This window comes from Inhella sp., from assembly GCF_041912635.1.
Classification (GTDB): Bacteria; Pseudomonadota; Gammaproteobacteria; order Burkholderiales; family Burkholderiaceae_C; genus Inhella.
In genome coordinates this window covers 1-10,303 of the sequence record NZ_JAYRMO010000013.1, presented here as the reverse complement: position 1 = coordinate 10,303, position 10,303 = coordinate 1, and the positions used below count along the sequence as shown (strand labels likewise).

Sequence of the window (10,303 nt, the reverse complement as noted above, 5' to 3'; positions counted from 1 at the left end):
GCGGATTGCCGCTACGGTGACACAGATTGGTCCTGCCGCGCCCCGGGGCGCACCCTCAGTTGCGCAGGGCCAGCGCCGCCTCGCGCACCAGGGCGGAGCCCTTGTAGATCAGCCCGGTGTAGATCTGCACCAAGTCGGCGCCCGCGGCGCGCTTGGACTGGGCATCCGCCCCGCTCAGCACCCCGCCCACGCCGATGATGGGGTAGCCGGCCCCCAGCGCGGCGCGCAGCTGGGCGATGACGCGGTTGCTGGCTGCCAGCACCGGCGCGCCGGAAAGCCCGCCGGCCTCGGCCGCATGGAGGTGGCCCTGCACCGCATCGCGCGCCAGGGTGGTGTTGGTGGCGATGACGCCATCCACGCCGCAGTCCTTCAGGGTCTGGGCGATCACCTGCACCTGGCTGTCTTCCAGATCGGGGGCGATCTTGACGAACAGCGGCACCTTGCGGCCCAGGCGGCGCGCCAGTCCCTCGCGCCGGGCCATCAGCTGGTCCAGCAGGGCCTTCAGGGCTTCGTCGCTCTGCAGGCTGCGCAGATTGGCGGTGTTGGGGCTGGAGATGTTGACCGTGACGTAATCGGCATGGGGGTACACGCCCTCCAGGCCCTTGAGGTAGTCGCTGGCGGCGTCTTCGATGGCCGTGGCGGCGTTCTTGCCGATGTTCAGACCCAGGATGCCGCCCTGCGCCCGAAAGCGCGTGCTGCGCTGCACATTGGCCAGGAAGGACTCCAGGCCTTCGTTGTTGAAGCCCAGGCGATTGATCAGGGCGTTGTGCTCGGGCAGGCGGAACATGCGCGGCTTGGGGTTGCCGCTCTGCCCCTTGGGGGTGACGGTGCCTACCTCGATAAAGCCGAAGCCCATCGCGCCCAGGCCGTCTATGGCGCGGCCATTCTTGTCCAGGCCGGCGGCCAGGCCCACGCGGTTGGGGAAGCGCAGGCCGGCCAGGGTCACCGGGTCATCCACCCGGGTCTGCGCCCAGGCACATTCCAGCGGCGTGTGCTGGAAGCGCTCCAGATTGGCCAGCGTCAGCTCGTGGGCGTGTTCCGGGTCCAGGGCAAACAGGGCGGGACGGGCGAGGGCGTAGGGGATCAGCGACATCAGAGGGAAGGCCTGGGCAACAATCGGCCGGATTCTCTCTTGCAGCCTCCATGAAGAACCTCGACAACCCCGTGCGCGACCTCGAAGCCGGCTCGATTGATGCCACCGTCGACGCCACCCGCACCGACGACACGCGCATCCGCGCCGTGCGCCCCCTCATCAGCCCGGCCCTGTTGCTGGACGAACTGCCGGTGCGCGAAGGCGAGCTGAATCTGGTGGAGCGCACCCGCGCCGACATCGGCCGCGTGCTGCGCGGCGAGGACGATCGCCTGATCGCCATCGTCGGCCCCTGCAGCATCCATGACCACGACCAGGCGCTGGATTACGCCCGCCTGCTCAAGCGCTGCGCCGACGAGATGGCGGGCGAACTGGTGGTGGTGATGCGGGTCTACTTCGAAAAGCCCCGCACCACCGTGGGCTGGAAGGGCTACATCAATGACCCGCTGCTGGATGGCAGCTTCCGCATGAACGAAGGCCTGCGCCTGGCGCGCCGTCTGCTGCTGGATGTGACGGCGCTGGGCCTGCCTGCCGGCACCGAGTTCCTGGACCTGCTCTCGCCGCAGTACATCGCCGACCTGATCGCCTGGGGGGCGATTGGGGCGCGCACCACGGAGAGCCAGAGCCACCGCCAGCTGGCCAGCGGCCTGAGCTGCCCGGTCGGCTTCAAGAACGGCACCGATGGCAGCGTCAAGATCGCCGCCGACGCCGTGCTGGCCGCCAAGAGCGGTCACGCCTTCATGGGCATGACCAAGATGGGGGCCGCGGCCATCTTCGAAACCCGTGGCAACGACGACTGCCACCTGATCCTGCGCGGCGGCAAGACGCCGAACTACGACGCTGCCAGCATCGAGGCCGCCTGCCAGGTGCTGGCCGCTTCCGGGGTGCGCCAGAGCGTGATGGTGGACTGCAGCCACGGCAACAGCAGCAAGCAGTACGAACGCCAGATCGAGGTGGGCCGCGACGTGGCCCGCCAGATCGGTGCGGGCGAGCGGCGCATCTGCGGCGTGATGATCGAGAGCCATCTGCAGCCCGGCCGCCAGGATCATGTGGAAGGCCAGCCCAAGACCAGCCTCAAGCCCGGCGTCTCCATCACCGACGCCTGCCTGGGTTGGGCCCAGACCGAACCCCTGCTGCGCGAACTCGCTGCAGCCGTGAAGGCGCGCCGCGCCGCCGCTTGAGCACCATCCGGCAGCTCACGGCGGCCGATCTGCCGGCCCTGCTGCGCACCCAGGCCGCCTGCTACGGAGCGGGCTTCAACGAGCCCGAGGCCGTGTTCGCCCAGCGCCTGCAGCAAAGCCCGCAGAGCGCCTGGTGCGTGGACGATGCGGCGCGACCCGGCGAACTGGCGGCCTACCTGCTGGGCTACCCGAGCCGCATCGGTCAGATCACAGCTCTGCACGGAAGCTTCGAGCCGGTGGCTCAGCCCGACTGCCTCTACCTGCACGATCTGGCGGTGTCACCGACTTGCCAAGGCCAGGCCCTGGGCCTGCGGCTGGTGCAGCACGCCTGGGGCCAGGCGACGCAGCTCTGGGGTCTGCGCCGGTCGGCCCTGGTGGCGGTGCAGGGCTCGCTGCCGTTCTGGCAGCGGCTGGGTTACGAAGTTTTGGAGCTGCGTGAACCCGAGCACCTGAGCCTGCTGGCCGCTTACGGCGCTGAGGCCCGCTACTGCGTTCGGCAGCCGGCTTGAAAAGACAAAGGGCCTGGTCGATGACCAGGCCCTTTGCAGGATCTTGTGGTGGAGAGGAGGAGGATCGGCATTGCGAAAACATAGCCGATCCCTAGCATTAATGCATATTAAAAAATAGAAAAGTGGCATCAATGACTCTATCTGACGAGAATCCACCTTGATGGTGGCGACACAATGCTGGCGCCAAGCCTACCGTTAGCCTGGTTCGTTCAGGACGCAGAAAATGATGTCGCCGACCCGATGACCGTCGCACCTGAGATCAGTGCCCCACCGGCAGGGGGTGCGCAGTCACACAAAGTGCTGGCAGCACTCATGCCGTCCAGGGCCGACGCGTGGCGCGCCGCTCGAGAGAGCCGTGAGGCGCTCCGCCTTGTGGATCGGTGGCTCGGGCTTGAGTTGGCTCTTCTTCTTGATCGCGGACCTCCTGCGATCGCAGTGGCACCGAGCCGGCTGGCGGACTACCCGCTGGCAGACCTGCTCGGAACCCAAGCGCCGGATGTCACCATGACCGCGCATCAAGAGTTGCGCGCGGTTTGCATCGCCGGCATGGCCCTCAACTTGGACCAGTCTGCCCTGATAGCCCGGGTATCAGACGGCGCACGAAAGATTGCCACCGCCGCAGGCTGGGCCAAGCTGATCCATCGGCAGGTCGGTAAGGCGGAGTTGGTTCCGCTGCTGGCCCACATCACTGAGCATGTCGGCCGGTTGGATGAAACCCGCGGAGATCTGAACAATCCGCAGCGAGCCTGGCTTTCGGACCTCAAGCGCCTGTGCGCTTTGATTGAACAGGCGGTTCAAGCGACTCGTCCTTCGTCCCCGCGCCCTCAACCGGCCCGGCCAATGCCTCCGGACATTCAGCCGGACGATGAGTCCGAGCCGTCCTTGGTCTTCTTTTTTGAAGATGAGGATGCCGATGAAGGTAAGCATGAAGATGACACTGGCGACGAGACAGACGGTGCCGAACTGTCGGGCGGCGGCCCGCCGGACCCTGAGGCTCCAAGAAGCCGTCCTCTTGCACGTCCCAAGAAGCCCGGCGACCTCGAGACAAGCCAAGGCGGGGAAGCCCGGCGCGCCAGGACCGGGTTTTTCTCTGCCCGGGAGAACCAACAGCTCGTTTGGGACAACTCGCGCTTATCACCTGAAGACGCAAGGGCCCTGATCACCCACCTGGAAGGTCTCCTTCGCGACCCGAGCGCTGGGCAGCGCAATCAAGCAGGGCTTCTGGCCCTCGCCATGTCCACAGGGTCGCTCACGGAAGACGTCGCTGCGCTGTCACGTCTTCCTCAATCGGATCAAACCTGGTTGGGCGAACGGTGCGTTTGGCGGTACGTGGCGCCCCAACGATCATCTTGGCAACCCACAGAAGCGCTGCGCGGTCGGCTCCGAACCTCAGCGCGTCATGTACCCCTGGCCCTGCCGGCCAGCGTGGTCGGTTGGCTCAATGAAGTGCTGCCAGTCGGTGATGAGCGCCAACTATGCGGCGCACTGAATCTCGACGTGCAGGACATTCTGCGCACTGTCAGGGAGTTGCTGGCCCAGTTGAGGGCAAGTTCAGGAGGGCAGCAGACCCTCTCAAGGGTCGAAACTTGGCTGCCGGTCGCGTTGAGCCAGGGGCATGAAGGGCGGGCGCCAGACCATGTACCTGCCTACTTGCTGTGCGCAGTAATGGACGCGCAGCATTGCCCAGCTGCCTATTACCGGGCTTATCCGCTTGACCAGCTGGCTAAACATCACCACGAGGTCATGCAGCTCCATGGCTGGCCTGTCGAGACCCCGGCACCAATGAACCAGGATGCCTGGATCGGCACGGCGCTCAATCCGAAAGCAGGCGAACTCCGCAATGACCTGCGGGCGCTTCGTTCGTGGGCGCAAGGCGTCGCTTCAAACGCCGCTTTGCCGCTGCATGAGCGGCACAACGCGCGAGAGGTGGCCGAGGTTCTGTCTCTGTTGCTTTTGCATGGCTTGCGTCCCGTTTCGGACCCCTTCGAATCGCTGGAGCTCCTTGACACGAAGCGACGCCTGCTGCTGGTCGATGACAAGTTTCAGTCGGAAGCCCGTGCGCATCGGCTGATTCCGCAGAGCAGCTTCGGCTGCGCTTGTGTCGAAGCACACATCGAGCATGTCCGCCGTTTGATCGCAGAGCTCATGCCGAAGGCTCCGCAAACCGCCCAAAGGCTGCGATGCATGCTGGAAAAGCCAGAGTGGCGCGCAGCTCCCTTTCGGTTTCTTCTAGATGAGAACTTCGGCATCGTCCCCATCACGCGTCGCGCCATGGCGCAGCATCTTGGCGAGCGCTGGCCATGGCCGTTCAATGTTGGGCGTCATGCGGGGTCGATCGAGATGCTGGGCCGCGGCGTCGAGGACCGGGCACTGCAGAGCTTTTTCGGCCACACGATGCTCGGTCACCAGAACCGCAGTACCTGGTCGCCACTGAGTGACGAGCAGCTGTATGCAACGTTGCGAGCGGCCCTGGACGACTGGGCGCAGGACCTTGACCTGATGGTCATGCCCAGCTTCCTTGCTCCGCCGTTGTCACAGGTACGGATGCCGGCGCTGATTCCGCGGCCGAGCCCCATGCGCTTCGGTCATGAGCGTCGGGCCGATCAGCGCGCTGCCAAGCAATTGCGACTTCGCGAGGAAGTCGAGGAGTGGACCAAGGAAGAGCTGAAGGGGCGCCCACCGAGCAAGCTCACGCAGTCCGACATCAACGCACTCTTCGAACGCGTTAGGCGCGCGACAGCGAATGCCACATCCGGTGCCGCGTCGCTCCGGTTTGAGCTCATGCGCTCCCTTCTGGTCGACTGGATCGCTCAATACGAGTTGGTCGATCTGGAGCTGCCGGCAGTGGGGCTGAGCTTGCGTGATCACGCGCATGTTTGCCCTATGGATGGCCTCAGTGCGGCACGCTGGCTGGATGGTTTTGATGCGGCGTTGAACGGGTTCTGGGATGGGCAGCGGGCCGATTGGAAGCGGGGCGTCGAGGCCGCACAAGGAGTGGATGCAAACGCACTTCTCCTGAGCCTGTGCACGACCGCCCTGGTCATCGATCCAGAGCTCTGGCTGACATGGCTCAAGGCGCCCGCAGCTTTCAGAAAGAGCCAGGATCCAGAGGGCGTGCACTGGTTGCACCTGACCCTGCCCTCTGGCAACTTGCGGCAATACGCGGTCCCGCCAACCCTGGCCGCCTTGATGGATCGCGTCCCCGATTCGGCCTGGGGCGGGGTATCGATTGCCACGCTCGACGCTTCACTCGCGGCCATCTGCCGCTCCGTGCGGCTTCCGGACCCCGGCGGATTCTGGAAATTCCTGAGTCGTCTGCAGAGCGCGCTGGCGGTGGACTGCCCCGGGCTCGTTTTGGGCCAAGCAGATGGTTCGCACAAGAGCGTTTCGCCCACTTGGATGTACGTCGAACGCCTGGGCGGGGGAACCCCAACGCTGACCAGCCTCGCGGAGCACACCCAGCAGAAGGAGGAAAGAGCGGCGGCACTGCGCGAAAGCAGCGTGCGATGCGCATTCGACAGCACTGAAGTCGATCTGAACCTGGTGAAGGACTACCGAGCTGCCATGCGCAAGGCGATGGCCACCTTGGCACGCATCACTCCGTCAAAGTCCAAGCCAGGCCCCGGACAGGGAAATGCGCCGCACGCGACGGACAACGCGAGTGGCGAGTCCCGCGATACGGACGACGCCCAGGCCGGTCAGCCTGCTGCCACGGGGTCTCGCGCAAAGAGTCCACTTGAGCGCTGCTTGGCGCAGCTCGATGCGATAGCCGAGGGCCTTATTGCCAAGCCCGAGCTGCCCGCCATCTGTCGCCTGACTTTCGAATGGATTCGATACCTGGCGAGTGTCGAGTTCAAGGTCAATCAGCGCTACTCACCCAAAACGATCCGGAACTACTGGTTCTCTTGGGGGCTGCGCATGATTGAGGAAGCCTCAGACCTCGACCCGCGCCTGATGTTGTCGACCGAGTTGGAAGAGCTGTACAGCACCACCGTGGAGGAGGCAGTCCTCGATGACAAAACACACCTGTATGCGCCGGCGCGAAGTTTCCATCGCTGGCTGATGCATAGCGAAGGTGTGGCAGAAATTGACTGGTCGGAGTTCCGAGCGCTGGCCGGCGTCGATCACAAGTACATCAACGCCAACCTGATTGAACCCGACGAGTACAGGACTGCGCTCGGGCTGCTCTTGAACGACCGCTGGGTGGACAAGCGGCGGCGCATCATGCAAGCCGCCGTGCTGGTGATCCTGTACCGATTCGGGTTGCGCGTCGGAGAGGCGCTGGGCTTGCAGAACGGCGACCTCCACTTCAGCGAGTTCCTTGGCACTTGGTGCGTTCGGGTACGCGGCAATGGCTACCGCCGGCTCAAGACCAGTGCCGCGCGTCGGGTGGTGCCATGCCTTGAACGGATCGATGAGCAAGAGCAGGAGATCCTGCGCCACTGGGATCGCCACGTTGTGGGCGGTGCCAGTCAAGCCGTACGGCCGCCACTGTTTGCCCAGGCCGCATCGGGCCCCAACGCGCGCACCTTCGTGCCTCGCCAGTCGATCACCCGCCGCGTGGCCGAGGCACTGCGCTGCGCGACAGCTGATCCCCAGGTCCGGGTCCACCACCTTCGGCACAGTTGGGCGACTCGGATGCTGGCCCAAGTTGTGTCATTCGACTCAGCGGGGAGCGTTCAGCTTGACCAGGTGCTGGAGCGGGCGAACAGCCAGACCTGCGGGCAGTCGCTGCGGGCTTGGGGTGGTTCACTTCAACGGCTCTCGCTGGAGTTGGTAAACGAGCGGGACCCGTCCCGCCGGCTTGTCTGGGGTATTGCCGCCTTGCTGGGGCACGCTTCGCCCGCCACCACCCTCAACGTGTACGCGCATGCAGGACACCACTGGCTGCAGGAGTGGTGCAGACGGCACCGTTGGGAGTACTGGAGCGCGACTGATGACCTCTTGCTTGCTTGGTGCGGCAACAGGATCGTCAAGTCGTTGCAGAAGCAGCGGCAGCGCCTGGCGGCCCGGGGAGAGGTTTCGAATGACGTGCTGATCCGGTCCATTGCTCCCGAATGGAACATCGGCGGGCAACGCGTCGAGCGTCCGAACGAACTGGCGCCTCTGAGGCTGATCCCAGATGCAGACCGGCTGGCCTCCGTGCTGCGTGTGCTCCAGTTTGCCGTTCGAATGCATGACCCGCTGGCGCGCGGCGCTGCCGACGTTTTGATGGAAGAGGAGGCCTGGGTCGAGGCCATCATTGAGTCGACACGCCAGTGGACCGACACGCTTGTTGGAGAGCGTCGAGCGCGCGCCGGGGGGCTCTGGGTGGACCCGCCGCTGGAGCAGGCATTGGTCGGCGGGGAAGCAAACTGGAGTGCGCTCAAGGCGCTCGAGTCTTGGCCTGCAGATCGGTTGGCCGCCCTGCAACAGGCAATGGCAGAGCACCTTCATCTGGGGGCTCGGATGCTGGTCGTCAGAGACTTGCAGGACGCAGTGAAGATCACCCAATTGCTCAGAGACTGGGCCGGTGCAGGTCAAGTTGAGGTGCTGCTGCCGGCTGACACTGTCTCGGCTGAGCGGGTCGTACCCAAGGGTCCACTCGCTGCCGACAGAGAGCAAGCCAAAGCGCGGGCGCGTCGCATTTACAAGCACCCCAACTCAAGCCTGGCGCACCTGCTCTGTGAGGCGAGGAATTTGGGCTTGCCGGTCTGCCTGCACGCAAGGCTGCCGCTGGAGCAGAGCGACTGGCACATGCGCGGACGTGCTACCAGGCGATTGGCGATTCGAGTGCGCCGCGACGGAAAAGCTGCCGTCGGATCGGCAACAGACATGGCCGTGCTTGGCATGGTGACCGTCTGTGCCGCCCTGGCGCGAGAGCGGCTGGGTTTTTGAGAAGGTTCAGCGATCTTCTTTAGTCCCCTTGATCGCGGACTCCAAAGGCGGCAGCAGGTTGACTTCGGCGAGCTGGTTCCAGTGCTTTTCTAGGCGATGAAGAAGGTGCTGAAGGAAATTAGCTTCGGCGGTCCAGCTGCCGGCGTCCAGCCCATGAAAAGTGATCAGTTGCAGGGGCGCATGAATGCCACCGGACTCGTCTCCGGCGACCTCCAGCACCACCGGGCCGCCCTCGGCCAGTAGGCGCAGGTCAAGCTGCATCGCAGGTGTACCGGCAAACGAAACGAACAGTACACGTCCGCTCTTGAAGTCCCGCACTCGCATCACCGACTTGCGCTCCCTATCCAACAACACCGCAGTGAGATGCCATCTCGCCTCGCTCGCCACCGGGTTTTCGACAGACTGTTGGGGCTGGACAGGCCATAGCGCGGGCGATTCGCAATCTTGCCGAACGACGCCAACGCTGAGGTGGCCGCCGACAGCCCGCGCACCGGCGGCTGCAACCGCGTCGATCAAGGATGTGATGACGACGGCGCGTTCTTCCTGCTCCCTTTTTTTGGCTTCACTTAGCGCTCCTTCCGGTTCTGCCGCTGGCAGCTCAGCCGCACCAGCGCGCAGTTCAAGTTGGCGCAGAAGGTTTTCACCCAGTTGTGCGCCGCACGATTGCGCTAACTTCAGTTTCTCCTCAGAGACCAAACTCGCGTCTCGGAGGATGAACGCCAGGGAGCAACCCCTTGGGCGCGTTGCTATGACCGCCTGCAGGGAGTTCTTCTTCACGCCAGAAGCCCGCCTGATGAATCGCCTCATCTGAGGGCGGACGCGCCGCAGCACTTGAAGCGTTCGGGCGCTGAGTTCCCTGTCGGCCCAAGCAACCCCATCGGCTTCGATGACCTCCCTCGCGCCGACCGAAGGGGAAATGAGCGCCTGAAACAGCACCACAGCGTTGCCAGTGCTCGGTGGCCAGGGCGCATCACCATCGAGTCGGTATTGAGTTGGCTGCTGGTTGGGAATGCTCGTCGACATGAAATCCTCCATGTCGTTGATCATGTGGGCGCCTGAAAGCTGAACTGATGCGAGAGATTGCAGGCTTTTGCAGACTCTCGTGAGCCGATTCATGTCGCATGAACTGCGCACGCATTCCGTCTGACCGGATCCGTCGAGTGAACCCGGGGCGCTTCACAGCGCGCCTGGGCTGCTCAGGAGATCAACGCGCTGCCAGCCGCTAGTGTCAAAGGACAACGAAGCAGGCGCATCTCCCTTCACCAGATTGATGTTTTTGCATCCGTCATCAAGCGACGCAGGCCAATAAGAGAGAGACATGGTGTCCGTCGAGAGGAACACCACAGCCAGGGACCGCCTGCTCGCCGCGCTCGCAATCCTGAACTTACGAAGGGGAGCTCCGATCCGGCTCGCCGCGGTGACCTGCTCGACTTCTTCGTACCAATAGTTCCTGGAAAGATGGCTCCCACTGTCCGAGGAGCCCATGAGGAAGAGTCGATTCACCGAAGAGCAGATGGTCACGATCCTGCGCGAAGCCGAGCGCACCGGCGTGGCCGAGGCCGCCAAAAAGCACAAAGTCAGCGAGCCCACGATCTATGCCTGGCGCAAGCACTTCGGCACCATGGAAGCCGCTGACGTCAAGCGGC

Annotated in this window: 6 protein-coding genes; 4 read left to right on the top strand and 2 right to left on the bottom strand. The window is 64.3% G+C overall.

The genetic code is table 11. The features are described 5' to 3' along the window. Positions 1-55: 55 nt before the first annotated feature. Positions 56-1,093 carry a quinone-dependent dihydroorotate dehydrogenase gene (locus ACE3QP_RS09340; RefSeq protein ID WP_374435480.1) on the bottom strand — a complete coding sequence of 346 codons (1,038 nt, stop codon included), beginning with the start codon at positions 1,091-1,093 and terminating at the stop codon, positions 56-58. 50 nt (positions 1,094-1,143) lie between these two features. Between ACE3QP_RS09340 and ACE3QP_RS09335 the strand changes: the two genes are divergently transcribed. From ACE3QP_RS09335 to ACE3QP_RS09325, 3 genes are all read left to right on the top strand, one after another. After that, positions 1,144-2,271: a 3-deoxy-7-phosphoheptulonate synthase gene (locus ACE3QP_RS09335; RefSeq protein WP_374435478.1), complete on the top strand. Its 1,128-nt coding sequence runs from the start codon at positions 1,144-1,146 to the stop codon at positions 2,269-2,271. Further along, positions 2,268-2,780 (top strand): GNAT family N-acetyltransferase, encoded by a 513-nt coding sequence (locus ACE3QP_RS09330; RefSeq protein WP_374435476.1) that lies wholly within the window; start codon positions 2,268-2,270, stop codon positions 2,778-2,780. Before ACE3QP_RS09335 ends, ACE3QP_RS09330 begins: the two co-directional genes overlap by 4 nt. Positions 2,781-3,284: 504 nt before the next feature. Further along, on the top strand, positions 3,285-8,657 hold the full coding sequence (locus tag ACE3QP_RS09325; protein WP_374435474.1) for a tyrosine-type recombinase/integrase: 5,373 nt from the start codon (positions 3,285-3,287) through the stop codon (positions 8,655-8,657). A 6-nt stretch (positions 8,658-8,663) separates the two neighbouring features. Here the strand turns inward: ACE3QP_RS09325 and ACE3QP_RS09320 are convergent, their stop codons facing one another. Further along, positions 8,664-9,704 carry a hypothetical protein gene (locus tag ACE3QP_RS09320; RefSeq protein WP_374435472.1) on the bottom strand — a complete coding sequence of 347 codons (1,041 nt, stop codon included), beginning with the start codon at positions 9,702-9,704 and terminating at the stop codon, positions 8,664-8,666. A 436-nt stretch (positions 9,705-10,140) separates the two neighbouring features. Here ACE3QP_RS09320 and ACE3QP_RS09315 point away from each other — a divergent pair. After that, positions 10,141-10,303: transposase (locus ACE3QP_RS09315; RefSeq protein ID WP_374435624.1), on the top strand; the 163-nt coding region annotated here is incomplete at its 3' end.